Annotated in this window: 24 protein-coding genes; 5 read left to right on the top strand and 19 right to left on the bottom strand. The window is 65.9% G+C overall.

Features of this window, described 5'->3' with window-relative positions:
• Positions 1-15: 15 nt before the first annotated feature.
• Together gloA and E5CHR_RS11270 are read right to left on the bottom strand one after the other, a co-directional pair.
• A complete protein-coding gene (gene gloA, locus E5CHR_RS11275; protein WP_162579752.1) occupies positions 16-465 on the bottom strand; it encodes a lactoylglutathione lyase in 450 nt (149 codons plus the stop codon).
• Between the two features lie 28 nt (positions 466-493).
• Entirely contained in the window at positions 494-880 is a 387-nt protein-coding gene (locus tag E5CHR_RS11270) for a RidA family protein (RefSeq protein WP_162579751.1), read from the bottom strand.
• 261 nt (positions 881-1,141) lie between these two features.
• Between E5CHR_RS11270 and E5CHR_RS11265 the strand changes: the two genes are divergently transcribed.
• Positions 1,142-2,146, top strand: coding sequence for a LysR substrate-binding domain-containing protein (locus tag E5CHR_RS11265; protein ID WP_162579750.1), 1,005 nt, complete (start codon positions 1,142-1,144; stop codon positions 2,144-2,146).
• Positions 2,133-3,581 (top strand): amidase family protein, encoded by a 1,449-nt coding sequence (locus E5CHR_RS11260; protein ID WP_162579749.1) that lies wholly within the window; start codon positions 2,133-2,135, stop codon positions 3,579-3,581. The genes E5CHR_RS11265 and E5CHR_RS11260 overlap by 14 nt, the downstream gene beginning before the upstream one ends.
• Positions 3,582-3,685: 104 nt before the next feature.
• Here the strand turns inward: E5CHR_RS11260 and E5CHR_RS11255 are convergent, their stop codons facing one another.
• The 4 genes from E5CHR_RS11255 to E5CHR_RS11240 all read right to left on the bottom strand — a co-directional run bounded on the left by E5CHR_RS11255 (position 3,686) and on the right by E5CHR_RS11240 (position 7,340).
• Entirely contained in the window at positions 3,686-4,099 is a 414-nt protein-coding gene (locus E5CHR_RS11255) for a YbaN family protein (RefSeq protein ID WP_162579748.1), read from the bottom strand.
• Positions 4,100-4,226: 127 nt separating this feature from the next.
• Positions 4,227-5,174, bottom strand: coding sequence for a Bug family tripartite tricarboxylate transporter substrate binding protein (locus E5CHR_RS11250; protein WP_443083113.1), 948 nt, complete (start codon positions 5,172-5,174; stop codon positions 4,227-4,229).
• Positions 5,175-5,337: 163 nt separating this feature from the next.
• Positions 5,338-6,312: a Bug family tripartite tricarboxylate transporter substrate binding protein gene (locus tag E5CHR_RS11245; RefSeq protein ID WP_162579746.1), complete on the bottom strand. Its 975-nt coding sequence runs from the start codon at positions 6,310-6,312 to the stop codon at positions 5,338-5,340.
• A 74-nt stretch (positions 6,313-6,386) separates the two neighbouring features.
• Entirely contained in the window at positions 6,387-7,340 is a 954-nt protein-coding gene (locus E5CHR_RS11240) for a 2-hydroxyacid dehydrogenase (RefSeq protein ID WP_162579745.1), read from the bottom strand.
• A gap of 81 nt (positions 7,341-7,421) precedes the next feature.
• On the opposite strand from E5CHR_RS11240, the gene E5CHR_RS11235 reads away from it, so the two are divergent.
• Positions 7,422-8,588 (top strand): citrate/2-methylcitrate synthase, encoded by a 1,167-nt coding sequence (locus tag E5CHR_RS11235; protein ID WP_162579744.1) that lies wholly within the window; start codon positions 7,422-7,424, stop codon positions 8,586-8,588.
• A 29-nt stretch (positions 8,589-8,617) separates the two neighbouring features.
• Here the strand turns inward: E5CHR_RS11235 and E5CHR_RS11230 are convergent, their stop codons facing one another.
• Both E5CHR_RS11230 and E5CHR_RS11225 read right to left on the bottom strand, forming a co-directional pair.
• Positions 8,618-9,937: an FAD-dependent oxidoreductase gene (locus E5CHR_RS11230; protein WP_232062038.1), complete on the bottom strand. Its 1,320-nt coding sequence runs from the start codon at positions 9,935-9,937 to the stop codon at positions 8,618-8,620.
• Positions 9,934-10,932 (bottom strand): Bug family tripartite tricarboxylate transporter substrate binding protein, encoded by a 999-nt coding sequence (locus E5CHR_RS11225; RefSeq protein ID WP_162579743.1) that lies wholly within the window; start codon positions 10,930-10,932, stop codon positions 9,934-9,936. The genes E5CHR_RS11230 and E5CHR_RS11225 overlap by 4 nt, the downstream gene beginning before the upstream one ends.
• 108 nt (positions 10,933-11,040) lie before the next feature.
• On the opposite strand from E5CHR_RS11225, the gene E5CHR_RS11220 reads away from it, so the two are divergent.
• Positions 11,041-12,048, top strand: a complete 1,008-nt coding sequence (locus tag E5CHR_RS11220) for a LysR family transcriptional regulator (protein ID WP_162579742.1) — start codon at positions 11,041-11,043, stop codon at positions 12,046-12,048.
• Here the strand turns inward: E5CHR_RS11220 and xth are convergent.
• From xth to E5CHR_RS11170, 10 genes are all read right to left on the bottom strand, one after another.
• Complete coding sequence (gene xth / locus E5CHR_RS11215; RefSeq protein ID WP_162579741.1) at positions 11,936-12,709, bottom strand: exodeoxyribonuclease III; 774 nt, start codon at positions 12,707-12,709, stop codon at positions 11,936-11,938. The two genes, E5CHR_RS11220 and xth, sit on opposite strands and share 113 nt — an antisense overlap.
• A gap of 127 nt (positions 12,710-12,836) precedes the next feature.
• Positions 12,837-14,378, bottom strand: a complete 1,542-nt coding sequence (locus E5CHR_RS11210) for an acetolactate synthase large subunit (protein WP_162579740.1) — start codon at positions 14,376-14,378, stop codon at positions 12,837-12,839.
• 67 nt (positions 14,379-14,445) lie between these two features.
• The gene (locus tag E5CHR_RS11205) at positions 14,446-16,089 is read right to left on the bottom strand and encodes a long-chain-fatty-acid--CoA ligase (protein ID WP_162579739.1); all 1,644 of its coding nucleotides are present in this window, start codon (positions 16,087-16,089) and stop codon (positions 14,446-14,448) included.
• 31 nt (positions 16,090-16,120) lie between these two features.
• The gene (locus tag E5CHR_RS11200; protein ID WP_162579738.1) at positions 16,121-17,104 is read right to left on the bottom strand and encodes a tripartite tricarboxylate transporter substrate binding protein; all 984 of its coding nucleotides are present in this window, start codon (positions 17,102-17,104) and stop codon (positions 16,121-16,123) included.
• A 74-nt stretch (positions 17,105-17,178) separates the two neighbouring features.
• Positions 17,179-18,330, bottom strand: a complete 1,152-nt coding sequence (locus tag E5CHR_RS11195; protein ID WP_162579737.1) for an acyl-CoA dehydrogenase family protein — start codon at positions 18,328-18,330, stop codon at positions 17,179-17,181.
• 13 nt (positions 18,331-18,343) lie between these two features.
• Entirely contained in the window at positions 18,344-19,540 is a 1,197-nt protein-coding gene (locus E5CHR_RS11190; protein WP_162579736.1) for an acyl-CoA dehydrogenase family protein, read from the bottom strand.
• An 85-nt stretch (positions 19,541-19,625) separates the two neighbouring features.
• Positions 19,626-20,543, bottom strand: a complete 918-nt coding sequence (locus E5CHR_RS11185) for an SDR family NAD(P)-dependent oxidoreductase (protein ID WP_162579735.1) — start codon at positions 20,541-20,543, stop codon at positions 19,626-19,628.
• 14 nt (positions 20,544-20,557) lie between these two features.
• Entirely contained in the window at positions 20,558-21,430 is an 873-nt protein-coding gene (locus E5CHR_RS11180; protein WP_162579734.1) for a MaoC/PaaZ C-terminal domain-containing protein, read from the bottom strand.
• Positions 21,427-21,837: a Zn-ribbon domain-containing OB-fold protein gene (locus E5CHR_RS11175; RefSeq protein ID WP_162579733.1), complete on the bottom strand. Its 411-nt coding sequence runs from the start codon at positions 21,835-21,837 to the stop codon at positions 21,427-21,429. Before E5CHR_RS11175 ends, E5CHR_RS11180 begins: the two co-directional genes overlap by 4 nt.
• Before the next feature lie 4 nt (positions 21,838-21,841).
• Positions 21,842-23,008, bottom strand: a complete 1,167-nt coding sequence (locus E5CHR_RS11170) for a thiolase domain-containing protein (protein ID WP_162579732.1) — start codon at positions 23,006-23,008, stop codon at positions 21,842-21,844.
• A 146-nt stretch (positions 23,009-23,154) separates the two neighbouring features.
• Here E5CHR_RS11170 and E5CHR_RS11165 point away from each other — a divergent pair, with 146 nt between their 5' ends.
• A complete protein-coding gene (locus E5CHR_RS11165) occupies positions 23,155-24,033 on the top strand; it encodes a GntR family transcriptional regulator (RefSeq protein ID WP_232062037.1) in 879 nt (292 codons plus the stop codon).
• 470 nt (positions 24,034-24,503) lie between these two features.
• Here the strand turns inward: E5CHR_RS11165 and E5CHR_RS11160 are convergent, their stop codons facing one another.
• Complete coding sequence (locus E5CHR_RS11160; protein ID WP_162579731.1) at positions 24,504-25,400, bottom strand: LysR substrate-binding domain-containing protein; 897 nt, start codon at positions 25,398-25,400, stop codon at positions 24,504-24,506.
• Between the last annotated feature and the right edge of the window lie 15 nt (positions 25,401-25,415).

Below are 25,415 nucleotides of genomic sequence, written 5' to 3'. Positions count from 1 at the left end.
TTGGCGTGCCGTCGGTCAGGAGCAGCCGATCAGTTCGATGCGGTAGCCGTCCGGGTCCTCGATGAAGGCCATCAGCGTGTCGCTGTGCTTCATCGGCCCCGGGGGCCGGGTGATCTTCACGCCGGCTTCGGCGAGTTCCCCGCAGGCGGCGTGGACATCGTTCACCGCCAGCGCGATGTGGCCGTAGCCGGTGCCGAGTTCGTACGGCTCGTCCTGGTCCCAGTTGTGGGTGAGCTCGAGCACGGTGTGGGCGGCTTCCTCGCCGTAGCCGAGGAAGACCAGCGTGAAGCGGCCGCTCGGGTAGTCCTGCCGGCGCAGCATCCGCAGCCCCAGCGCGCCGATGTAGAAATCCATCGAGCGCGCCAGGTTGCGCACCCGCAGCATCACGTGCAGCAGCCGCGTCGGCCGCTCGCTCGGGTCGAGCCGCGGCTGGGGCGATTCGTGGAGCGCCAGTTCGTAGTCCATGGGCGTGGGGGCGGCAGGCCGGGCGGCGCTACTTCGCTGCGATGGCCTCGATCTCCACCTTCCACTCGGGCTTGACCAGGCCCGACACGTAGACCAGCGTGGAGGCCGGCTTGTGCGTCTTGAGCACCCCCTTGCGCACTTCGACGAACGCGGGATAGTCGGCACGATCGACCAGGAAGATCGTGGTCTTGACGATGTTCTCGATGCCCATGCCCGCCTCGGCCAGGATGGCCTCGATGTTCGACCACGTCTGGCGGCACTGCTCGCCGAAGTCGGACGATGCCACGCCCTTGGCGTCGATCCCGATCTGGCCGGCGATGTAGAGGGTCCGGGCCGGCGCCTCGGCCATCAGGCCGTTGCTGTAGGTGCCGGGCTCGCCGCCCATGGACGCCGGGTTGACTTTGATGAGGCTCATGCTTGTTTCCTTTGGATGGTGTGTGTGCATCGAGATCCGATGGGCACCGATATTTGCCGCAAGGGCCGCCGGGAGCAAACGAATAAATCTTGGGTTCGGCCCCCGGAAAACTTGGGGCCGCTGCGTTCGCTGCGGACGCCAAGGGCTGGCCCGGATTTCGCAATGGCGCTGCCGGCGCTATCTTCCGGAGGCCGCAGCGCCCCAAAACGGGGGCATGCGGCGGCCGTGCCGTGTTCCATGTCCACAACCGCGATCCATCCCATGCGAAAACGAAAGCAGCTCCCGCCGCTGAAGGCGCTGAAGGTCTTCGAAGTGTCCGCACGACTGGGCAGCTTCGGGCGTGCCGCCCAGGAACTCTGCGTGACGCAGACGGCCGTCAGCCACCAGGTGAAGATGCTGGAGGAATTCATCGGCGGCCTGCTGTTCGAGCGGGCGCCCAGCGGACTGGTGCTGACGCGCCTGGGCCAGACCATCCTGCCCGGCATCGTGGCCGGCTTCGAGCACTTCGAAGCGGCCATGGCGCTGCTGCCGCGTCCGCAGCCGCGGCCGGCGGAGACGCTGGTCATCAGCGCCCTGCCTTCGTTCACGCAGGAATGGCTGATGCCGCGGCTCGAGGCGTTCCGCGGGCACCGGCCAGAGATCGACGTGATGGTGCTCACCGACTACAAGATGGTCGACCTGGCCAACTCCGAAGTCGACATCGCAATCCGCTTCGGCCGTGCCGGCTTCGCCTCGGACCTGAGGGCGGACCTGCTGGCAACGGAGCGCGTCTTTCCGGTCTGCAGCCCGTCCATCCTCGATCAGCCCGCGGGCAGCCTCGGCTTGCAGGACCTGTCGCGTTTTACCCTGCTCAACTCCTCGCAGCGCATGGTGCACGAGCCGTGGATGTCCTGGGAGCTCTGGCTCGAGGAAGCCGGCTTCGACAGCTCGGGCATCCACAGCGGGCCCTGCTTCAGCGACCCCTTGCTGATCCTGCGCGCGGCCGTTGCCGGGCGCGGGCTGGTGCTGGGCCGCAGCATGCTGGTGCGCGACCATTTGCGCGCCGGCCGGCTCGTGGCGCCGTTCAAGGACTGGAGCAAGCCGATCATGTCCTCCTACTTCGTCGTGAGCACGGTCGAGAAGTCGAAGCTGCCGAAGATCGCGGCGTTGCGCGAATTCCTGCTCGACTGCGCGCAGCGCGAGGCCGCGGGCGCCGACGGGAGCAGCAACCCGGCGGGGGCGCCCGCAGGCCGGCCCCTCGAAGATCTGAGCCTTGCCGGAGATTGACGACGCCGGCGTGCCGGACTCGGCGCGCGCCCTGGTCGACGGCGTGACTGCCCATGGCCGCGGCATCCCGGCTGGCGCCTCGAGCTTCTCCGCAGAAAGCCGGTGCCGGCAACTCCTCGGGCGGTGCGAAGCGCAACACAGCCTGAACGCATTGAGCTGGCAAGCCACGCCGCGCCTGCTCGAACAGGCGCGCCAGCTCGACCGCGCCCTGGCCGCCGGTGAACCGGCCGGCAGGCTCGCGGGCCTGCCGCTCGTCGTCAAGGACAACATCGACACGCCGGGCTTCCCGACTTCAGCCGGCAATGCCTGGCTTCGTCGCGACCTGCCGCCCCGGCCGGCGCCCGTCTGGCGTGCGCTGGAAGAAGCCGGCGCCCTGCTGCTCGGCAAGTCCAGCATGCACGAACTGGCCGCCGGCGCGACCTCGAACAACCCGGTCTTCGGCCGGGTCGGCAATCCGCGAACGACCGATCGCATCCCGGGCGGCTCCAGCGGCGGCACGGCAGCGGCGATCGCAGCAGGCCTGGCGCCGGCGGGGCTCGGCACCGACACCTCCGGCTCCCTGCGTACGCCGGCCGCCTTCTGCGGCATCGCGGCCCTGCGGCCATCCACCGGGCCGCGGAGGGCGTATTCCCTCGAAGGCATCGTGCCGCTGGTCGCCGCGTTCGACACCGCAGGACCGATGGCGCGCAGCGTCGACGATCTCGTCCTGCTGCACGAAGTGATCGCGAGGAAGAAGGTCGGGCCGCCGCCGGAGGCCGGCACGCTGCGCATCGGCGTGCCGCGCGGCGGCCTGTGGGAGGCGCTCGCGCCCGCCGTCGACGCCGTGTGCATCGGCGCACTCGAGCGATTCCGTGCAGCGGGCGCGGCACTGGTCGAGTTCGACGCCGGTACGCTGGTCGGCGAAGCGGTGCGTTTGCAGATCTCGCTGGGGCGCCTGCAACGCCGAAGCGAGCTGCGCGCCTGGTTGGCGGCCCGCGGCCACGACATTCCGTTCGACGCCTTCGTCGAGGCGATCCGCAGCCGCGACGTGCGCGCCATCTATGTGGCCGACGCGGCGGGCGACAACGACCAGGCCGCCGCAGAAGCCGCGACGCTGAGGCGGCATCTGGCCGTGCTCGGGCAACGCTGGCTGGCGCTGATGGACGGCCACGCGCTGGATGCCGTCGCGTATCCGACCACGCCGGTGACCGCGCCTTTGGTTTCGCAGGCGCGCGGCGAACCGGACGATTCGATCCTCCATCTGGGCGCCCGGGTGCCGCTCGGCGCCGTCGTCTCGCGCAACGCGCGCTTCGCTGCGGCGCTGGGACTCCCGGCACTGGCGCTGCCGGCAGGGTGCAGCGTTGACGGCTTGCCCGTGGGCATCGAGCTTGCCGCGCGACAAGGCGACGACGAGGCCTTGCTGGCGCTTGGCCTGCGGATGTCGCTTGTGCTCTGAGCCCGCGTAGCCTCAGCTCAATGGGGAGAAGCCGCGGAGATCCTGCGGCACAAGCGAAGAACAGCCGGCGATCGCGAGCACGGGCGCGATGCCCGCCGCGATGATCAGCTCTCCGGCCGGCTCCAGAGCCAGATCGCGACCATCGCCATGACTGCCGGCACGCTGGCCTTCAACGCCAGGGGTGCTGGCGTCAATGCCAGGAGGATGGCGCTGCAGAACATCATCAGGGTGGCGCCCCACTTGGCGCGGCGTGGAACCACGCCGCCACTGCGCCATTGGCGGATAGGCTCGCCGTAGCGCGGATGACCGAGCAGCCATTGCTCCAGCGCCGGCCAGCCGCGGCCGGCCGCCCACGCGGCGGCGAGCAGGAAGGGCACCGTCGGGACGATCGGAAGAAGCACCCCGAGCACGCCCAGGACCATGAAGAGGATGGCCAACATCCGCCACAGCAGGCGCGCAACACGGGCCGACAGGCTCAGGCGAAAGCGCAGGCGCCTGGGTTTTTTTGGAGAGGACATGCCCGGTGCCAGGAGTTGGAGTCGATCGGAAGTGAATCCGACAGCGCGCCCGGCGCATCGAGGAATCGCCGGGCCGTCGAAGTGAATGGTCCGCGGGATCATAAATGACGGCCTGCCGCTCGCGATCTCACTCCGGCTGGATCCCGGCGTCTCGAACGACTTTGCCCCATTTGATCAAGTCGGCCTTCATTCGCGCCCCGTACGCCTGGGCTGTCCCGCCCTGCACTTCGATGCCGGCCGCTTTCAGCTTCTCGCGCACGTCGGGCAGGTTGAGGGCGGCATTGATCTCGGCATTGAGCTTGGCGAGGATGGGTTGCGGTGTGCCGGCCGGGGCGAGGAAGCCGCCGTTCGTGTTGGCTTCGTAGCCCGCGAGGCCTTGCTCGTCGGCGGTGGGGATCTCGGGAAGCGAAGAGGCCCGCTTGAGCGAAGTCACCGCCACGCCACGCACGGAGCCGGCCTTCACCTGTGCCTGGATCGCGCTCACGGTGTCGATGTACAGAATGGTCCGCCCCGCCAGCAGATCCGGTTGGGCCGCGGACGAACCCTTGTAGGGGACCATCAGCATGGGAACACCGCTCGCGAGCCGAAACAGCTCCGCCGCCATTTCCTGGGCGCTGCCGCGGCCCGAAGTTGCCACCTTCGCCTGGTCCGGATGGGCCTTCATCCACGTGACGAGTTCGGGCAGCGTCGTGGCCGGGATCTGGGGATAGACAGCGAAGACCAGCGGGACCTCGTGCGAGTAGACGATCGGCTCGAAACTCTTCTCCGGGTCCCACCCCAGGTTCTTGAACAGGTACTTGTTGATGGTGTGGCTGCCACCGACGATACCGATGGTGTAGCCGTCAGGCGCTGACTTGGCGAGCACCTCGGTGCCCAGGTTGTTCGATGCGCCCGGCCGGTTGTCGATGACGACCGGTTGACCCATCGAGATGGAGAGCTTGTTGCCGACCACGCGGGCCAGGATGTCGATGGCACCACCCGGCGGCGCGGGCACGATGATCTTGACCGCACGGCTGGGATAGCTGTCGGCAGCGACGGAGCTGCCCGCCAGCACCACGGTGAGCGCTGCGGCCAGGAGCTTGGATACTGAAATGCGTAGCACGGTTGTCTCCTCGACTTTGATGATGAGGCACGGAAAGATCCGGTAGGGTTCCGACTCGAACGACGAAGCGCATGGACATCGAGCGGCAGCGCGGCGATATGGCCCGGTGCAAAGACGCCGGCCGTCGCCAGTGCCCTCAGTCGATCGTGATGTTGCGGGTGCGAACGATCTGGCCGTAACGGCCCCGGTCATCGGCAATCAGCTTGGCGAACTCTTGCGGAGACGTGGCGCGGGGAACGCCGCCCAGCGCTGCGAACCGGGCCTTCACCGCATCGTCGGACAGCACGGCACGAACGTCCGCCGCGATGCGCTCGACGAGGTCGGGCGGCGTACCCGCAGGCGCCAGCAGGCCGATCCACGAAATGGCGTTGAAGTTGCGAAGGCCGCTTTCCGCGAGGGTGGGTACATCGGGCAGCGCCGAGACACGCTTGTCGCTCGTCACGGCGAGCGCGCGCAGCTTGCCTGCCTTGATATGCCCGGAGGCTTCCAGCACCGTCAGGAATGACATCTGCACCTGGCCGCCGAGCAGGTCGGTGATCGCCGGTCCGCCGCCGCGGTAAGGCACATGCAGGATGAAGGTGCCGGTGCTGTCCTTGAAGAGTTCCGCCGCCAGGTGCGGCGCGCTGCCCGCGCCCGAACTGCTGTAGCTCATCCGGCCCGGCTGCGACTTGGCAAGCGCGATCAGCTCGGCCGGCGTCCTCGCGGGAACGGCAGGATTGACCATCAGCGCCAGCGGCAGCTCGGCGACCAGCGACACAGGACTGAAGGCCTTGTCCGGATCGTATGGAAGCTTGCGATAGAGAGAGGGGTTGATCGACTGCGTTCCGACATTGCCGAACAGCATCGTGTAGCCGTCAGGCCGGGCCTTGGCCACGACATCGGCGCCGATCTGTCCGGCGGCACCCCCCTTGTTGTCCACCAACACGGGTTGGCCCCAGCGCTTGCCAAGTTGCTCGGCCATGATTCGGGCACCGGTGTCGGTGCCTCCGCCCGGCGGAAAGGGCACCACCAGTGTCACCGGCTTCGAAGGGAAGGCCTGGGCCAGGCACACGCCGTGCGCGATCGCCATCAAGAGTCCGGCCAGCGTGGCAGCAACGCGGGTTGCAAACATGTCTTGTCTCCTGCTTTTTCGATGGGCGATTCGATCGCCCGATGCTTCGATCCGCCAGATGAGTCGTGATTGGCTCAGGTCGTGAGGCTCATCGCCGGTCGGTCGCCGCCGAGCGCCTGGGCCAGGCTGTCAAGGACCATCTCGGCCATGGCCGTGCGCGTTTCCCAGGTGGCGCTCGCGCGATGCGCCTGCAACGTGGTGCGGTCGGATTCGAGCAGTTCGACCGGGACGTTCGGCTCGTCGACGAAAACGTCCAGGGCTGCACCGGCAATGCCGCCGGCGGCCACCACGCGGGCAAGCGCGACTTCGTCGACCAGACGGCCACGTGCCACATTCACCAGGAACCCGCGGGGCCCCAGGGCATCGAGGACTGCCGCATTCACGATGCCATCAGCCTTGTCTGCAGCGGCGCAGAGCACCAGCGCATCCACTTCCCTTGCCAGGTCGATCAGCCCGGCGCAGAACCGGTGTGGCACATCGTCCATGCGCTGCAGATCGGTGTAGCTGATGGTGCAGCCGAATGCAGCGGCTCGCTGTGCCACCGCGCGGCCGACGCGACCCATGCCGACGATGCCCACACGCATGCCGCTGAAGCGGCGTGCCAGCGGGATCGCACCCGGCTGCGGATGCCGGACCCAATGGCCCTCGCGCACGAAGCGATCGCCCGCGCACAGGTTGCGACAAGCGGCGATGAGCAGTCCGATCGCCAGGTCGGCGACATCTTCCGTGAGCGCGCCGAGCGTGGCTGTGACGGGCAAGCCGCGGGCCCTGCAGTAGGCCAGATCGACGGCGTCCGTTCCGACGCCGTTGATCGCCACCACCTTGAGTGCCGGCATTGTCTCCAGCAAGGCCCGGGAGACGCCCGTGTGGCCTCCCGTGATGACGGCGGCGATGCTCGAGGCGTGCGCATCGAGCCAGGCTTGCTTGTCGTCGATCTCGAAAAACCTGTGCACCTCGTACAGCGCCGCCAGCCGCTCGTTGACCGACGGAACCAGGATGGGATTGAGTTGAAGGACCTGCGCTTTCATGCAGTGAAGTGTGTATTTAGTTGATCGTGATGACAATCTTGATCATTAAAATCAACATAAATTCCTTGATACCTACCCTTCATGGCCCTCTGGATCTCGTTGGACGACGCGTGCCGGCAACTGGACGTGCGACCTCAAACGCTCTACGCCTACGCAAGTCGGGGCAAGCTGGAGGTCATTGCCGACCCGGCGGACTCGCGGCGCAGCCTGTACCGGACCGAGGACGTCGAAGCCCTGGCCAGGCGCAAGCAGGCTGGCCGCAAGCGCGAGACGGTCGCCGCCAACACCCTGTACGGCGCCGAGCCCAGTATTCCCACCGCGCTGAGCACCTTCTACCGCGGTCGGCTTTTCTACCGAGGCCAGGACGCCGTGGAGCTTGCCCGGACAGCCAGCCTCGAAGAAGCCGCCCGGCTGCTCTGGGGCGCCGAGCAGGCGGTGGACTTCTCAGCTGCCGGCGCCACGCGCCCGGTGCAGGCGGGGCGGGTCGCCGCGTTCACCTCTCTGGCTGCACGCGCGGCGGTGGGTCATTCGACCGGTGGCCGCATGACCCGCGTGCTGCACGAGGAAGCGCAGGACCTGGTGGGGCATGTGGCCTGCGCGTTCGGGGCGCAGCCTGGCACGCAGCCATTGCACAGGCGCTTCGCCACGGGTTGGCGACAGCCCGCGCGCGTGGCGGAGGTCTTGCGCGTGGCCATGGTGTTGATGGTCGACCACGAGTTGACGAGCTCCGCCTTCGTGGCGCGCATCACGGCATCGACCGGCGCGTCGCTGCCGGCCTGTCTCCTGGCCGGACTGACGACCCTTTCGGGACCGCTCCATGGCGATGCGTCCGGCAGGGTACGCGCCCTGTTCAGCGAAGTGGAACGCCTCGGCGCCGACGCGGTCCTGGGTCACTACCTCTCCACGGGCCTTTCCCTTCCGGGGTTCGGTCACCACATCTACCCGGAAGGCGATCCGCGCGCGGGAGCGCTTTTTTCCATGTTCGAACCGCTGGAACCCATCTCGCGCTTCATCGAGAAAGCGCAGGCTCTCACGGGGTTGAAACCGAATATCGACCTGGCGCTCGCTGCGCTGGTCGCGAAGATGCGGCTCCCACAGGATTCAGCGTTCGGCTTGCAGGCGACCGCGCGAAGCATCGGGCTGCTGGCACACAGCCTCGAGCAACTCGGCAGGCCGCAGGTCATCCGGCCCAGAGGACGCTACGTGGGGACGCAGCCCAGCGCGCAAGCCGGCGTCTGCAGCAGGTAGTGCGCCAGCGGCAGCACCAACCGCTTAGCTCAGGCCAGCTTTGCGCCGTCGCTGAGCAGCTGTTCGCGCAGCGCCGGCATCGGCACGGCGCGGACCTTCCCCTGCTGATTCGACTGCGCTGCCATCGCAGCCGCGGTGCCGGCTGCCTGGCCCACGGCCATCGAAATGGTCATTACGCGAATCGCCGCATGCGCGCTGTGCGTGGCCGAGACGCCGCGCCCGACCACCAGGGCGTTGTCGAAGCCGACAGGAATCAGGCAGCGGTAGGGAATCCCGTACGCGTGGTCATCTCCAAGACCCTCGTAGCGCAGTTCGCCGCCAGTCGCAGGATGGATGTCGATCGGGTATGCGCCGGCGGCGATTGCATCGGGAAACTGTTCGGGGCGCAGCAACTCCTCGCTGGTCAGGACGTGGTCGCCGACGATGCGCCGCGTTTCGCGAACACCGACCTGGGTGCCGAACGCACGCAACTGGCCTGCCTCACAACCCGGCACGCATTGCCGCAGGTACTGGGCCGCGCTCCAGGCCTGCCGCCGTCCCTCGATCTCGGCAGCGCCCAGTGCCATTGCGTCCGTGGCGTCGATGCCGAGGCGGCTGATGTTGAACCAGCCGTCGTTGCTGAACGGATCACGGCTGAAGTGCAAGGCGGCGCGCGCCAGCCGGCCGTCTTGGTAGCCAGCGCGCGCCAGGGCGGCGACTTCTTCCTTCGAAAGCGCATCGATGCGCGCAAAGTCGATGGGCCCGAAGCGGAACATCATCGTGGCCGGCTGCAGCGCCTCGCCCTCTTCCAGTCCGAGGAAGGCGGCGCCTGCGCGTTGGAGCGCATCCATGTCGCCGGAAGCCTCGATCAGCACCTGCGGGCACAGCTCGACCACGCCACTCTTGGTCAGCACGTGCAAGCCATCGATGCGCCGATCATTCACGGGCGCGTCGAGCACGCTGGCATGCAGCAGCGGGCGCACACCGGCCTCCTGGACCATATCGTCCAGCACCAGCTTGAGCACTTCGGGCGCGTACTCGACCCGGTCCATCTTGTGACCGGTCGACATGACGAAGGTCCCGTGCTCGCCGGCCCCGCCGTAGCGCCCAAGCCGCGTCACGACCTCGTCGGCCAGCCCCGCCACCACCCGACGGCCGCCGGCGGTCTGCCAGCTGTTGAACTGCGCCACGGCGCCGGCCGTGGCATTGCCGCCGAGAAAGCCGTAGCGTTCCACCAGCACCACCGAAGCACCGGCGCGCGCGGCTGCGACCGCTGCCATCGCTCCCGCGACGCCGCCACCGCAGACGACCACATCAGCGCTCATCGTGGAGGCGAGGCAATAGCCAAAGGCTTTTTCGCTGTCCATCATGAGTCGGCCTTGATGCCGCGCGCCTTGATCACCTCCTGCCAGCGGGCGCCCTCGGCTTTCAGGTGCTGCGCCGTCGCGTCGCGGCCGCTGACGACGGGCTCGACGCTCAACGCGGCGAAGCGCGTCTTCACGACATCGGTTTCCAAGGCCTGGATCAGCAGGGCTTCGAGACGGACCAGGCCCTCCTTGGGAATGGTGCCCTTCGGCGCGAGGAGCGCGGCCCAGCCTTGGACCTCGAGGCTGGGCTGGCCCAGCGATCGCAGTGTCGGCACGCCGGGCAGGTCGGCCACCGGCGCAGGCGAAGACACCGCCAAGGCGCGCAGCCGGCCTGAGCGGATGTGCGCCATCACGCTCGGCAGGTTGAGAAATCCAAAAGAAACCAGGCCCGAGATCAGGTCGGGCAGCAGCGCGCTTTCACCCTTGTAAGGGACGCTGGTGATCGTGGTTTGCGTCTGGATCGAAAACAACTCGGCCGTCAGGTGCGCCAGCGTGCCGTTGCCACTGTTGCCGGCCGTCAGCGTGCCGGGCTGCGCCTTGGCCTGGGCCACCAGGTCGGCAAAGCTCGCGATCTTCGACGTCGCGGGCACGACAAGCACCAGCGGCTGCGCCGAAACCATGCCGACCGCGTCGAAGTCGCGGGCCACGTCGTAGGTGATGGAGGGATTCAGCACGGGGTTGATCACCATGCTGTTGCTGCCCATGAGAAGGGTGTGGCCGTCCTTGCTCTGCGCCGCAGCCATCACGCCGATGGCACTCCCCGCACCCGGCCGGTTCTCCACGATGACACTTTGTCCCAGCTTCGGCGCCAGCACCTCGGCCAGCACGCGCGCCGAACTGTCGGCGCCACCACCGGGAGCGAATGGAACGATGATGCGCACCGTCTTGCTCGGCCACGCATCCGCGGCCCAGCCGTGTCCGACGTGCACGGCGGTCAGGGCAAGCGCGAGGGTGGAAAGCACCGTGCGCCGGTTCACTGTTGCAACGGGATGGTTCATTCGCTTGTCTCCAATCTGGGGTTTTCCGATCGATCATAGGAATGGCGACATCACGGCGCCAATACCAAGATTTGTCATTCCCATAACATCGTGTTATCAGGAGGCCGCATGAACTTGAGACAGATCGAGGTGTTCCGTGCCGTGATGCTGGCCGGCTCCGTCACGGATGCTGCGCACCTGCTGCACGTCTCTCAGCCCGGTATCAGCCGGATGCTGGCGCACATCGAGCTGCAGCTGGGCCTGCGGCTTTTCGAGCGCACGAAGGGCCGGCTGTTGCCCACGCCCGAAGCGCAGGCGCTCTACGCAGAAGTGTCCGAGGTGTATGGCGGCATCCGGCGGGTGAGCGAACGAGCCGAGGAACTCAAGTCGGGTGCGCGCCTGTCGTTGCGCGTGCTCGCCAGCCCGAGCACTGCGTTGGTCGCCGTGCCACGCGCTGTCGCAGCGCTGGCGACCGAGTATCCGGCGGCCAGGATCTACCTCGAGACGCTGCCGACGCGCGAAATGCTAAGCCGCCTGACCAGCCGCGAAGCCGACGTCGCGATCTCGACCCTCCCGACCGACAACGCGCTGCTGGCCTCGAAGCCGATCGGACATTGGCGGCTCGTCTGTGTGTTCCCCACGGGCCACGCGCTTGCGGCCAAACGCCTGCTGCGCCCGCGCGACGTGCTGAACGAGCGTCTGATCTCGTTCAGCCCGGATACGCCGCAGGGCCGCATCATCGCCGAGTGGTGCGCCAGCAGCGGGGTCGAGGCAGCGTCATCGGTCGAGGTTCGCTCCGGGCAGATGGCCTGCGCGCTGGCCGCCTGCGGCGCCGGCATCGCGATCGTGGACGACCTGACCGCTCGCGCCTGCCAGACCAAGGAGCTGGACTTCCGGCCCATCGCCGGCAGTCCGTCGCTGGAGATCTTCGCGATCACGCACCAGGGCTTCGCGCCTTCAATGCTCGGCAAGCGGATGGTCGAACTGGCGACCGCCTCATTGAAGCAGGTGGTCTCCCGAGCGGTCAGTCGTCCCGGAGCTCCACCCAGACCGGAGCGTGGTCGCTCGGCTTCTCGCGCCCGCGCTGTTCCGCATCGACGCCCGATGCTTGAAGACGGCCGACGAGACTTGGGCTGAGCAGAACGAAGTCCATTCGAAATCCGGCGCCCCGACGGAATGCGTGGTCATTGACCCAGAACGTGTACAACTCCCGACGCCCCTGCGGATTCAGGAAGCGCGCACTGTCGACCCAGCCTTGGGCGAGCAGCCTCTGGTAGGCATCCCTCGTTTCTGGCTGCAGCACCGCATCGAAGCGCCAGGATCCGGCGTTGTAGATGTCGGCATTGGTCGGGACCACATTGAAGTCTCCGCACAGGACGACGTCGCGCCCCACCAGCGTTTTCGCGTGGGCGTTGAAGCGCTCAAACCACTGCAGCTTGTAGTCGAAGTTGTTGCTTGGAACCGGATTCCCGTTCGGCAGATACACGGACGCCACCAGCACGGGGCCGACGTCAGCCTCGAGGTATCTCGCCTGGCCATCCGAGTCGTCGTTGGGAAGTCCTCGCCGAACCTCTGCCGGCTCGGCGTTTCGGGACAGGATCGCAACGCCGTGGTGCCGCGGCTGGCCATGCCAGATGACGTGGTAGCCCGCCGCCTCGAGGGGCTCATGGGGAAAAGTCGCGTCGCCCGTTTTGACTTCCTGCAGACAGGCGATGTCCGGCTCGGCGTCTTGAAGCCAGTCGAGAAGACGCGCCATACGCCCCCTGATGCCGTTGACGTTGAATGTCGCGATCTTCATGGCTTTCGCAAGGCGTGTGGCCAGGGCGTTCGCATGGTGGCATGTAGACGTTCCAGGTGCGGATTGTCACAGAACGGGTTGGACCAGACTCGCAAATCTCCAGGCTATGGCTGCATCTGCGAACCATTCAGACCATCAGTTCGATCAGGAATGGTCCTGGATCTTTGAAGCTTTGATTCAACAGGTCGGCAAGTTGCTCCAAATTGGTAGCCTTGGCAGCCTCCACGCCGAGCCCATTAGCAATCTTGACCCAGTCGAGAGATGGATTTCCAAGATCAAGCATATTCATCGCCGTGGTGCCCAGTTTTGCTCCGACGTTCTTGTACTCTTCGATGAGGATGCTGTATTTTCGATTGTTCAGCAGTACGGTGGTGATCGGAAGCCGCTCCCGCGCCTGGGTCCACAGCGATTGGAGCGAATACATCGCTGAACCATCCGCTTGAAGACTGATGACCCTTCGCCGCCTCCCGGCCCCAATGGCAGCCCCTGTTGCCACAGGCAGTCCGTCTCCAATGGCACCGCCCGTCAAATGAAGCCATTCGTGAGGTGCGGCAGCGTGGGTGTATTGGTAGAACGAACGCCCATAGGAAACGCTTTCGTCCGAGACAATAGCGTTATCAGGCATAAGCGCGGCGATTGTTTGCGCCAAGCCTTCTGGCGTAGGTGCACCGCTGGCCGGGACGGGTCGTGGCCCCACATTTGGAAAGCCGACTTCGCGCGCGCCGAGTTCATCGGCCAGCGCCTGCAGCGCCTCATCCGAATCTTGATCAAACCTCGTGAGGACGTGAACCTGCGTTTCCGGACGGTACAGAGTCGATGGCCTGCCGGGATGGGCAAAGAAGCTGACCGGCGCACTTGAGTTGACGAGAACGATATGCTCGAACTCGCTCAGAACCTGCGTCGCCTGAGCAGAAACGTACGGAATTCTCTCGAGAGGAATGCTGTCGCGCCCGCGCGGAAAATGAGAAACCCCGTAGCTGACCATCACTGATGCATCTGTAGCTTTCGCGATTCGCCACGCCAACTTCTGAGACCGCGCGCCGGTACCTTGGCCGTCTAGCAGTATGAGCACCCTTGAGCCACAGCGCAGGGTCTGGGCTACCTTCTGGATCGCGAACGGATCCACTGGCGGCGGCGCTGGCGACCTGAGCACCTCGGCCACGACACCGCCTTCGTTCCAGGACACGTCCGACGGCAGGATCAGTGTCGCGATCTGCCCAGGCTTCGTGCGCGCCGCCTGGACTGCGGCTGCCGCGTCATGTCCCACGTGCCGCGCATCGGAGCTGGTCCTCACCCAACTAGAGACGGTGCGGGCGAGCGAGTCCGTGTCCGCAGTCAGAGGCGCATCGAGGGGGCGGTGATGGGTTGCCTGGTCACCCACGACGTTGACGATACCGCTGCGCGCGCGGCGCGCATTGTGCAGATTGCCCAGCCCGTTTGCCAGCCCAGGGCCGCAGTGAAGCAAGGTGCAGGCCGGAATGCCGGCGATGCGGTAGTACCCGTCGGCCATGCCTGTTACGACATTCTCCTGAAGACCGAGCACGGACTGTATCCCGTCGGTCTCATCGAGTGCCGCGACGAAATGCATTTCGCTGGTTCCAGGATTGGCGAAGCACAGCTCTATGCCGGCTGCACGCAAGGTATGGACAAGACTTCTGGCGCCGTTCATGTGGCAATCACTCCGATGTCTTTCAGCAAATGGCGCCAGGGCTTCCGGCGGTCAGCGGCTGGACGCGTCAGCCAATAGCGGATGTCGCGCGAGCCTTGGCCCGCTCGGCCTCCTGCAATTGGCGCCACGCGATCTTTCCGGTGGCCAGCTTCGGAAGCTCGTCCACAAAATCCACCAGCCGCGGGTACTTGTAGGCAGCCATCCTGGCTTTGCACCAGTCGATAATGTCCTGGGCGTGCACGCGCTCCCTGGCCGCCTCGTGCAGCACGATCACCGCCTTCACTGTTTCGCCGCGGTAGAGGTCGTTGGCGGCGATCACGCAGGCCTCGAGGATGTCGGGGTGCTCATGCAGAAGGGCCTCGACCTCCGTGGGCCACACCTTGTATCCAGAGGCGTTGACCATGCGCTTGAGCCGATCGACGATGAAGAAATGCCCCTCGTCGTCCACATAGCCCAGGTCCCCGCTGCGAAAGAAACGTCTTCCTTCCAATTCGATGAACGCCTCGCGAGTGGCCTGCTCGTTGCGCCAGTAGCCCTCGAACAACTTGTCGCTGGAGACGACGATCTCACCCACCTCGCCCTGGGGCATCTCCTGCAGGCTCCCCGCGTCGACGATGCGAACGTCCGTGTCGAACAGCGGCACGCCCAGGCATTGGCGCTTGAAGTGCGCAGCGGGATTGCCCGTCAATGGCATGCCTTCGGACAGCCCATAGCCTTCGAGAAAATCAAGCCCGATCCGCGCCTTCACGCGCTCGCCTACCGCCTGCGGCATGCCGGCGCCGCCGCCGCCCAGACGCCGCAGCGAACTCAGGTCGTAGCTGGCCAGTTGCGGGCTGGCCAGAAAGTCGATGAGCATGGTGGGCATCGTGTTCCAGTGCGTCACCCTGTGGCGCGCAATCAGTTCGGCGGCGGTATCCCGACTCCACCGCTGCAGCAGAACGAGTGTCCCGCCGACGTAGATCGGCGTGTTCATCATGTTCTGCATCCCCGTGATGTGGAAGAAGGGCAGCGCCGCCAGGACGACGGTTTCCGACTGCATGCCCATCCAGTGCGCCACCGCGTTGGTGCTCGCCATCATCGAACGATGGGTGTGCATGCAACCCTTGGGACTGCCGGTGGTCCCTGAGCTATAGAGGATCACCGCCAGTTGCGAGGGATCGTGTGCGACGGGCCGGTCCGGTGTGCGCCCGGCCGCGATGGCCGCGTCGAAATCGTGTACCTTCCGCGGCGGGTCCCCGGCTGCGCGTTGTGTTCCGGCCCTGTCGGCCACGATCACGGCCGACAGCTCCTCGGCGCCCTCCATGGCCAGCAGTTCCGCCAGGCTCTCGCTGCCGCAGAAGGCAACGCGCGCCTGGCTGTCGCTGCGATAGTGCCCAAGCTCGCCGCGCTTGTTCATCGGATTCACAGGGACCAGCACGGCGCTGACTCGCAGGATCGCGTAGTACGCAACGACGAACTCCCGGCAGTTCTGCATGTACAGCATGACCCGATCGGCGGCCTGCACGCCCAGACTTTGTTCCAGGTAGCCGGCCAGCCGGTCCACCTGGTCGAGCAAGCCACGATAGGTCAGGGTGCCATGCGGATCGATCAGCACCGCCTTGTCGGGAAAGCGTGTCGCCGAGACGAGCAGGTTGAAGTAGAGGTTCGTTGCCGGCGTCGTCAGCTGATGAGGAAGATGCTGGGGCCAGGTGCGGATTTGCTGCGGCGTCATTGGACGATCACCTCCGAAATTTCGCGTGCGTTCAATCGAGGGTGATGTTGAAGTCGGCAATGGCCTTGGCCCAGGTTTTCCGGTCGCGGGCCACCCGTTGCCCGAACGCCGCCTCGTCGGCGCCCGTAGGTTCCTGTCCGGTCGCGAGGATGCGTGCCGCCACGTCCTGGCGCTGCACCGTCTTGACAATCAACTGGGACAGTTGGGCCACGACGGCCTTGGGCGTGGCTGCAGACGCAAAGACGCCGCACCATCCGCTCGCATTCATCTCGGGGAAGCCCGCCTCGATGAAGGTCGGCACGTCCGGCAACAGTACCGAGCGAACCGGGTTCGCGACCGCAAGAATGCGGATCTTGTGGGTGTCGGCCTGCTGCTTGTACGTGCCGACGGCACCCCACCCACTGGTGATGTGACCTGCGAGGACGTCCTGCATCGCGGGGATCTCTCCACCGTAGGGCACGTGTACGAGCTTGATTCCGGCGTGCTGAGAGAACTGCTCAGCCCAGATATGCGCCGACGTCCCCTTTCCATAGGAACCGTAGCTCAGCTTGCCGGGCTCGGCCTTCGCTAACGCGATGAAGGACTTCAGGTCGGTGACCGGCACGTTGGCTCCCACCCCGAAGGCCACCGGCGTGTTCGACACCTCGGCCACCGGCGTGAGATCGCTCAGCCGGTAGGACGATTTCGCGCGCAGGAGGTCGGCCTGCAGTACGCCAGTGTGCGTCACGAGCAGCGTGTATCCATCCGGAGCCGATTGCGATACCGCGGTGGCCGCGATCATCCCGCCCGCCCCTGTCTTGTTCTCCACGATCACGGGCTGCTTCAGTTCCTTGCTGAGTTCTTCGCCGAGAACCCGCGCGATCGTGTCAATGCTGCCGCCCGGGTTCGTCGGCACGATCAGCTTGATGGGCCTGCTGGGGAAGGCCGGCTGCGCCGCGGCCAACGTACCAGCCGCCGCCACGGCGGCGGCAAGAGCGAAATCCCTGCAACCCGAGAAAAAGACGCGACGCTTCATGAAGACTCCTTTGCTGCTTAAAAACAGGAAAACTGGTCGAGGCCGTGGAAAGGAAAAGAAATCCGTACGCCGGTTCAAGACGTGAACCCGTCGCCGAGGAACGCCGGCTGGCTGGCAAATCGGGCCAGGTGGTGATCGATGTCTCCCAGCATCGACTCGATCACGGTGAGACGCTTGACGTAGTGGGAAACAGGCAGTTCGTCTGTCAGTCCCATGCCGCCGTGCAACTGCACGGCCTGCTGTGCGATGAACCTCATGGCCTGCCCGACTCGCACCTTCGCAGCCGAGGCCGCGCGCCTGCGTTCCTGGGGATCGCAGTCGGTCGACAGCTTCACGATCGCCAGCAGGGCCACAGCGCGCGCCTGGGAAAGATGGATGACCATGTCGACCATGCGGTGCTGCAGCACTTGGAAGCTGCCAATGGGAACGCCAAACTGGTGCCGAGTCTTGAGGTACGCAAGGGTCTCGCTGTTCAGGGACTCCATGGCACCGACGGCCTCGCCACACAACAGCACGATGCCGTAGTCCGTAGCCGCCTCCAGCATCTCCCAGCCGGCGCCCTCGGTGCACAGCAGGGACGATGCCGGAAGGCGGACGTCAGACAACTCGACGTCGGCTGCGCGAAGTCCGTCGATGGTGCGATAGTCGTGAACACGCAGGCCTGGCGCGTCGGCGGGCACCAGAAAAAGGGAGATGCCGCTGGTATCGCGCTGCGCGCCCGACGAGCGGGCGGACACGATGAGTTGGCGAGCCTGCGCACCGTGCGTCACGACCGTCTTCACACCGTTCAACAGGTAGCCGCCGTCGACCCACCTACCTGTCGTCGCCACGTCAAACAGGTCATGCCGGGATTGCCGCTCCCCGAGCGCGCAGGCCAGCTTGAGCCGGCCGGCGGCGACCTCTGCGAGCCGCGCCTCATGCCGGCCGGACAACTTGAGGAACTGCGCCCCCATGGCGGTGGCAAAGAACGGCTCGACCACCAGCCCGCGCCCCAGTTCCTCCATCACGATGAACATGTCCAGGGCGCTGCCGTCGAAGCCACCTGCAGACTCGGGCATCGCCAGCGCCGTGACGCCCAGTTCGGCCAGAGCGTCCCAGGCGTTGCCGGACACACCTTCGTCGGTGCGAACGATGGCGCGGCGCCGCTCGAATCCGTAATCCCTCTCGATCCAGCGGCGCAGCGCATCGGCAAACTGCTGCTGTTCCTGTGTGTAGTCGAAGTTCATGTCGGCACGCTCCTCACAGGCCCAGCACCAGCTTGGCAATGACGTTCTTCTGAATCTCGTTGGAGCCGCCGTAGATCGCGATCTTTCGATGGTTCAGGTACAGCGATGCCAGGGGCGCCGCGTCATCGTTGTTCGCGGCGCTTTGCGCATGCTCTCCGGCGAGGAACGCGGGATCGAAGGGCGCGCCATAGGGGCCGACCGCCTCAAGCATCAGCTCGGTAATGCCCAGCTGGATCTCGCTGCCCTTGATCTTCAGCATAGAGGCCTCCGGCGGAGGGGTCTTGCCGTGGCTCATCTGGGAAATGGTCTTTTGCACCAAGACCTCCAGCCCCATCAGCTCGATCTCCAGCGACGCCACCTTCGCGGCGAACATCGGGTCCTTCAGCAGCGTCTTGCCGTTCTTGTGCTGCTTGCACGCCAACTGTTTGAGCAACCGCAGTTCGCGTTTGGAGCGCCCCACGGCGGCAATGTTCGTTCGCTCGTGGCCCAGCAGGTATTTGGCATAGGTCCAGCCACTGTTCTCCTCGCCGATCAGGTTCTCCACCGGAACCTTGACGTTGTCGAAGAACACCTCGTTCACCTCGTGTTCCTCGTCGAGCATGATGATCGGCCGCACGGTGATGCCAGGGCTGTTCATGTCGATGAGCAGGAAGGAGATGCCCCCCTGCTTCCGCGCCTTCGCATCGGTGCGCACGAGGCAGAAGATCATGTTGGCGTACTGAGCCCAGGTGGTCCAGGTCTTCTGGCCATTCACGATGTAGTGATCGCCCACGCGCTCGGCACGGGTCTTGAGCGCGGCCAGGTCGGAGCCCGCGCCCGGCTCCGAGTAGCCCTGGCACCACCAGTCGTCGCAATTCAGGATGCGCGGCAGGTAGTGGCGCTTCTGCGCCTCGTTGCCAAAGGCCATGATGACCGGCGCCACCATGTTGACGCCAAAGGGCATGATGATCGGCGCGCCGGCGGCCGCGCACGCTTCGTCCCAGATATGACGCTGCACCGGCGTCCAGCCGGTCCCGCCGTGCTCGACCGGCCAGCCGGCGCCGACCCACCCCTGGGCGGCCACGATGCGGTGCCAGCGCACGTAATCCTCGCGGCTGAGCCGCTTGTGGTTGAGCACCTTGTCCCGCAGGTCTTCGGGCAGGTTCTGGCGTAGCCATGCGACCACGGTGTCGCGGAAGGCGACGTCCTGCGGGCTGTAGTTCAGATCCACGTTATCTCCGTAAGTACGGGTTGTTGCTGACGGCAGGTACGCCGGCGCGCCTTCCCCGGTGCAGCGGCACGCACAGCGCTGCCTGCTAGATGGGAGGCCAGTTGAAGACGTCGGACGTCTCCTCCAGCGGGGCGAGCGCGCCGCGCATTGCGGGCAGCGCATGCTCGGTAATGCTCTGCGGCGTCCAACCCTCGGACCGGTGCACGGACTTCACCGGCCGCGGTTGGCTCATGAGCATGATCTCGTTGCCGCGCACGGCGAACACCTGGCCATTGACTTCGGCTGCCAGATCGCTGGCAAGAAAGACTGCGAGCGGCGCAACCTTGGCCGGCGTCATCAGCTGCTGCTTGCGCTCGGCGGCCAGGCGCTGGGCTTCAGTGGTGATGGGCACGGAGGCCACCATGCGCCCCCAGGCAAAGGGCGCGATGCAGTTGGAACGCACGCCTGAGCGCTGCATGTCGATGGCGATCGTGCGCGAGAGCCCGACGATGCCCATCTTGGCGGCCGCGTAGTTGGCCTGAGCGCGGTTGCCGACCAGGCCGGATGTGGACGTCATGTGGACGAAGGAGCCGCCGCCCTGCTCCTTGAAGAAGCCGGCCGCGGCGCTGCTGGTGTAGAAGGACCCATACAGATGCACCTTCACGACAGCGTCCCAATCGTCCTCGCTCATCTTGTGAAAGAAGCGATCCCGCAGGATGCCGGCGTTGTTGACCACGCAGTCGATCCGTCCGAAGGCGTCGACGGCCTGCTGGATCAGGCGCAGTGCGCCTTCGCGCGTGGCGATGGAGTCCGTGTTGGGTACGGCTTCGCCGCCGCCGGAACGAATTTCGGCCGCCACGGCTGCGGCTGGCCCGGCGTCATTGCCTTGGCCGCTCAGCGACGCGCCGATGTCGTTGACCACGACGCGCGCGCCCGCCTGCGCCAGTTGAAGGGCGATGTCGCGGCCGATTCCGCCACCGGCGCCCGTGACCACGGCCACCTTGCCGGACATGGATTCGTTCATGGATTCCTCCTTGATCATTGAAGACGTGCTCGCGCATGGCTGATCACCACGGCGGAGCGCGCAGCGACGCGGCCTTCGAGCGCCACATGGCAGCCCTCGTCCCACATCCGGAACTCCACGTCCTCGCCTGGGTACAGAGGTGCGGAGAAGCGCGCGTCCAGGCCAAGCAGCCGCTGCGCGTCGCCGTCCGCGAACGCGCGGATGACAGAAATGGCCGCAAAGCCGTAGGTCGCCAAGCCGTGCAGGATGGGACGAGGGAAGCCCGCGTGCTGCGCAGCCTGAGGGTCGATATGCAGCCTGTTGTTGTCGCCGCAAAGGCGATACAGCAGCGCAGCATCGACGCGCACCGCGCAGTGCTCATGCCGGTCGGCTTCGCGTTCGGGTGCAGCAGCCAGCGGCGGCAAGGGCGCATCGTCCAAGACCAGATCGTCCGCGCCGCTCGCCGAGAAGCCCCCGTCGCCGCGGCAGAAGAAGAGCTGCCATGCATGGCCATAACGATCGCCGTTCTCGGACTGGAGGGTCTTGCATACGGTGATCAAGGCGCCCTTCCCGGCGCCCTTGTCGACGATGCGGGACACGCGCGATATGCCGACCACACGGCCCTTCGCCGGCAGCGGCCGCTCCAGCGCGATCCGCTGCTCTCCGTGGACCAAACGTTGGGCGTCGATTGCCATGGACTTCTCGTCGCGCGCCCAGAAGCCGGGCGAAGCGATCACGGCCGCCATCGACGGGACGGCCACCTGATCGGTCTCATCCACCAGCTGCAGCTGGCGCGCATCGAGCGGATCGGAGACAGCACCGACAGCCAACGCGTAGAGGGCGGTGTCGCGCGCCGTGTAGTCGTGCACAACCGTGCGGCTCCAGGCTCTGACGGCGTCGATGTTCACGTGCCTGCCCTCGCCTCTTCCAGCACGAAGACTGGCACCCTGACGCTGCCGGCGCGGCCGAACGCGACCCGAAGCGCCGCGCCGACGGCCAGCCGGTCGGGCGGCGCGTCCACGATGTTGCTGAGCATGCGCACGCCTTCCGCCAGCTCGACAAAGGCCAGCACTTGGCGATCCGAGGCAGGGCCGGTGACGGTGTACGAGTAGATGGTGCCACGGCCGCTCGCCTCGACCCCGTCCACCTCGGCGGCGAAGCAGTATGGGCAGCTGAGACGCGGGTAGTAGTGCGCCTTGCCGCATCCGCGGCAGCGGCCGTATAGCAGGCGGCCCTGTGCCGCGGCTGCGAAGAATGCCTCGTTTTCAGGGTTGGTGGCGGGAGCCGGCCACTCGCGGTCGTCCGAGAGAAACATGTGATCAATTCCGTCCGAGGATGAGCGTGGCGCTGCCATGGCGGGCACCCAGGTTGCCGCCCGTGCCCTGCGCAAGGGCTATTTCGCAGCCGGGCACCTGCACTTCGGGATGCGCTTCACCGCGCAGCTGGCGCACGGCCTCGATCACCTTGGTGATGCCACCGCGATTGGCCGGGTGGTTGTTGCACAGCCCTCCGCCGTCGGTGTTGAAGGGCAGGCGGCCGACGCCGGAGATGAGGTTGCCGTCCTGCACGAAGCGCCCGCCCTCGCCTTTGCGGCAAAAGCCCAGGTCCTCCAACTGAAGCAGCACGGTGATGGTGAAACTGTCGTAGATGGATGCGTACTGGATGTCCGCCGGGGTCACCCCGGCTTCGGCGAAGGCCTGCGCGCCCGATTGCGCGGCGCCGGTCGTCAGCAGGCCCCCCTCCCATCCGCCATACGCCCCGCGCACGGCCTCGCCCGCGCCTAGCACGCTCACTACCGGGCGCGCGAGGCTGCGGGCGATCTCCGGCCGGGTGACCACCAGCGCGCCGCCACCGTCGCTGACCACGCAGCAGTCCAGGCGGCGGAGCGGATCGGCTACGAGCGGCGAATTGACAACCTCCTCGACGGTCACCGGCTTGCGCAGCATGGCGTGCGGGTTGTGCTGCGCGTGCGTGGAGGCCGCGACCTTGATCCACGCCAGCTGCTCGGGCGTGGTGCCATATTCGTGCATGTGGCGTCGCGCCACCAGCGCGTAGCCGGCAAGGGTGTTCATGCCGAAGGGCTGCTCGAAGGCTACGTCGGGTGAAGTCGCTCCGTATTCGCGCGGCTTGCCCATGGACGGATCTGTGCGCGGCTTGCCGGCCAGCGTGATCAGCGCCACATTGCATTTGCCTACCGCGATGGCCTGCGCAGCGTGCGCCACATGGATCAGGTAGGACGAGCCGCCCGTTTCGGTGGTGTCCAGGTGCCTCACCCGCAGCCCCATGTAGTCCAGCATGGACAGCGGCCCCAGACCCGGCGCATCTCCCGCGCAGAAGTAGGCATCCACGTCCTGGATCGAGAGCCCCGCGTCAGCCAGCGCTCCCCGGGCGCATTCGGCGTGCAGCTGGGCGACCGAGTGACGCTCCGCCTTGCGCAGAGGATGTTCGAAGGCGCCCACGATGCAGGCTTTTCCCTTGATGGTCATGAAAGAGGATCCGAATGAATGACAGAAACGGGCGCGGGGATGCGAGCCTGCGGGCGCTGCGCACCCCAGGTTGAGCGCATCTCAGATGCCGCGTAGCGCTCTCGCGAAGAACAGCAAAGGTGATTCATGCCCTAACAAAGAAATTCTTGCAGACAGAACGTCGTTCTGAATACAGAACTGTATTTTGCGCAGAACTCAGAGAGAAATGCAACAGGGTTATGATCGATCGGCTCGGGAATGACCCCGCATCCATCCAGAGCGCTGTCTGCGAGCAGCCCTTCCGGCCAAGGTCAGGCGTCGCTCATCGAACGAACATGTCCATTGCTCATACACAAGACCGTGCTTCGGGCGCAGACAAGGTCGGCGCGGCGGTCTATGAGGCGCTTCGCGCCAAGGCAATCACGCATTCCTTCTTGCCCGGTGAGCGCTTGAACGAGGGCGAACTGGCCAAGGAACTGAGCGTGTCGCGCACCCCTCTGCGAGAAGCGCTCAACCGGTTGGCCACTGAGGGTTTTTTGCGGTCCGTGCCCGGCAAGGGCTTCTTTTTCAGGGAACTCGACCCCAAGGAACTCTTCGACCTGTACGAGCTGCGTGCGGCCCTCGAGACGGCAGCGGCGCGTCTGGCCGCAGAACGCGCCAGCACGGAGCAGGTGGACGCGCTTGCCGCGATGGTGAGCGACGATCTCACCGGGGAAGAATGCCCCGCGGCAGAACTGATTGCACAGGACGAGCAGTTCCACGAGCGCCTCGTTGCGCTGGCCGGCAACTTGGAGATGTCACGTGTCCTGGACAACATCAATGCACGAATCCAGTTCGTGCGATGGATCGACGTGGGCCGACCCACACGCCAAGCCGCGCATCACACCCACAGGGCCATCGTGCAGGCGCTGAGGAACCGTGACGCCGAATCATGCGCCCGTCTTCTCGGGAAGCACATCGAGCGCCGGCAGGACGAGATCATCGAAACTGCCCATGCGCGCATGGCCCAGCTGTTCACGGAACGCGCATCCCTCTTGCGGCGCTGATGCATGAGCAGGCGGCCAGCAAGACAGCAAAATTGCCAGCACATGGTCTCGAACCAGAATCAAGTTTCACACAATAGAACAGTGCCGGTCGTGCTCCGTTGGGCCCTGGCAAGACGCCGCAAGAAGTAGCGCCCCGCCGTGAAATCGGTCACTGACGAATGCGTGGTCCGTGCTCATGATGACGCACATGTTTAGATCATTCGCCCTTCTTCTGACTCCCCTGGTCACCCTCGGTCTCGTGTATGCCTTCGGGATCGGTGCGCTGATCACATGCTTCGTGCTTGCTCTTCTTACGTTGATGCTCTCAACCGGGAAATCCGAACACGACGCTGCGAAAGTACGTAGCCGCGACTTCGCCTACACGACTGTTGCGGCCGGGCTATAAGTCCGCTGGAGAAGGCCGATTCGGCTTGAGGATTGGGGCGATCTAAGACCGCGCTCGGCGTGCGGGGAAGGGCGGCTCACGCGGCTCAGTCGCCAACAGCGGTATTCCACAAGGCGTTGGCCGCCTTCCCCAAAAGCTCGCTGTCGCGGTAGAGCCTGATTTCCAGCGGGACGGCCCACTCGCTACTGGCTGCAGCGACCAGGCGGCCTTGGCCAAGGTCATCCTCTACAAGCGTCTGCGGCAGCCACGCAATGCCTCTGCCATCGAGCGCCATCGTCCGAAGAACCGAGGCAAGGTGCGCGGTGAAGACGATTTGAACCGGCAGCGATTCCAGCCTGCGCCCCAGAACGGCGCGCATGATGCGTCCCAACCCAGATTCCTCCGTGTACTGGAGGACGGGAACCGCAATGCCGCCCCTCCCCAATGGGTGGCGCGCGCTGCCTCCTTCGTTCGGCGCTGACACAGCGACCAGCACATCCTCGCCAATCCGAGCCGAGCTGTAGGGCTCCGCGTCCAACGCGCCGTGTGCTTTGCCGTGCGCATGACTCAGCACGAACTGAACCTTGCTCTGCAGCATCAGTGCTTCGCAACGCTCGAGCACATCGGACATGAGCTGCACCGGCCCGAGCGTCGTGTGCGATTCGAGACTTCGCAACCACCGCGGCAGGAATGTGAACGACAGAGCGTGCGTGGATGCGATTCGCAAAGTGACCGAGCTTGCCTCGGCGATCTTCTTGGCGTCGCCGGGCACCCGCGCTACCCTGGCGTTCAATTCCTGCGCCACGCCGGCGAACCACTCTCCGACTTCGGTCAGCGTAGCGGGCTGCGAACTGCGGTCGAACAGATCGGCCCCGATCCATTCCTCCAGTGCGCGAATGCGCCGGCTGAAGGCCGGTTGCGAGCTGTGCCGGTCATCTGCCGCGCGCGAGAAATTCCCCGTGGCCGCGAGCGCCAGGAAGTCATCCAGCCAGATCAGATTCATAGCGGTTCGTCCAGC

The organism is Variovorax sp. PBS-H4, from assembly GCF_901827205.1.
Classification (GTDB): Bacteria; Pseudomonadota; Gammaproteobacteria; order Burkholderiales; family Burkholderiaceae_C; genus Variovorax.
This window is presented reverse-complemented; position numbering and strand designations above follow the sequence as displayed.

Bases quoted from the DNA above. Each gene is read 5' to 3' on its own strand.
- gloA (WP_162579752.1), bottom strand. From the start codon at position 465: ATGGACTACGAACTGGCGCTCCACGAATCGCCCCAGCCGCGGCTCGAC.
- E5CHR_RS11270 (WP_162579751.1), bottom strand. From the start codon at position 880: ATGAGCCTCATCAAAGTCAACCCGGCGTCCATGGGCGGCGAGCCCGGC.
- E5CHR_RS11265 (WP_162579750.1), top strand. From the start codon at position 1,142: ATGCGAAAACGAAAGCAGCTCCCGCCGCTGAAGGCGCTGAAGGTCTTC.
- E5CHR_RS11255 (WP_162579748.1), bottom strand. From the start codon at position 4,099: ATGTCCTCTCCAAAAAAACCCAGGCGCCTGCGCTTTCGCCTGAGCCTG.
- E5CHR_RS11245 (WP_162579746.1), bottom strand. From the start codon at position 6,312: ATGTTTGCAACCCGCGTTGCTGCCACGCTGGCCGGACTCTTGATGGCG.
- E5CHR_RS11240 (WP_162579745.1), bottom strand. From the start codon at position 7,340: ATGAAAGCGCAGGTCCTTCAACTCAATCCCATCCTGGTTCCGTCGGTC.
- E5CHR_RS11235 (WP_162579744.1), top strand. From the start codon at position 7,422: ATGGCCCTCTGGATCTCGTTGGACGACGCGTGCCGGCAACTGGACGTG.
- E5CHR_RS11230 (WP_232062038.1), bottom strand. From the start codon at position 9,937: ATGATGGACAGCGAAAAAGCCTTTGGCTATTGCCTCGCCTCCACGATG.
- E5CHR_RS11225 (WP_162579743.1), bottom strand. From the start codon at position 10,932: ATGAACCATCCCGTTGCAACAGTGAACCGGCGCACGGTGCTTTCCACC.
- E5CHR_RS11220 (WP_162579742.1), top strand. From the start codon at position 11,041: ATGAACTTGAGACAGATCGAGGTGTTCCGTGCCGTGATGCTGGCCGGC.
- xth (WP_162579741.1), bottom strand. From the start codon at position 12,709: ATGAAGATCGCGACATTCAACGTCAACGGCATCAGGGGGCGTATGGCG.
- E5CHR_RS11210 (WP_162579740.1), bottom strand. From the start codon at position 14,378: ATGAACGGCGCCAGAAGTCTTGTCCATACCTTGCGTGCAGCCGGCATA.
- E5CHR_RS11205 (WP_162579739.1), bottom strand. From the start codon at position 16,089: ATGACGCCGCAGCAAATCCGCACCTGGCCCCAGCATCTTCCTCATCAG.
- E5CHR_RS11200 (WP_162579738.1), bottom strand. From the start codon at position 17,104: ATGAAGCGTCGCGTCTTTTTCTCGGGTTGCAGGGATTTCGCTCTTGCC.
- E5CHR_RS11195 (WP_162579737.1), bottom strand. From the start codon at position 18,330: ATGAACTTCGACTACACACAGGAACAGCAGCAGTTTGCCGATGCGCTG.
- E5CHR_RS11185 (WP_162579735.1), bottom strand. From the start codon at position 20,543: ATGAACGAATCCATGTCCGGCAAGGTGGCCGTGGTCACGGGCGCCGGT.
- E5CHR_RS11175 (WP_162579733.1), bottom strand. From the start codon at position 21,837: ATGTTTCTCTCGGACGACCGCGAGTGGCCGGCTCCCGCCACCAACCCT.
- E5CHR_RS11170 (WP_162579732.1), bottom strand. From the start codon at position 23,008: ATGACCATCAAGGGAAAAGCCTGCATCGTGGGCGCCTTCGAACATCCT.
- E5CHR_RS11160 (WP_162579731.1), bottom strand. From the start codon at position 25,400: ATGAATCTGATCTGGCTGGATGACTTCCTGGCGCTCGCGGCCACGGGG.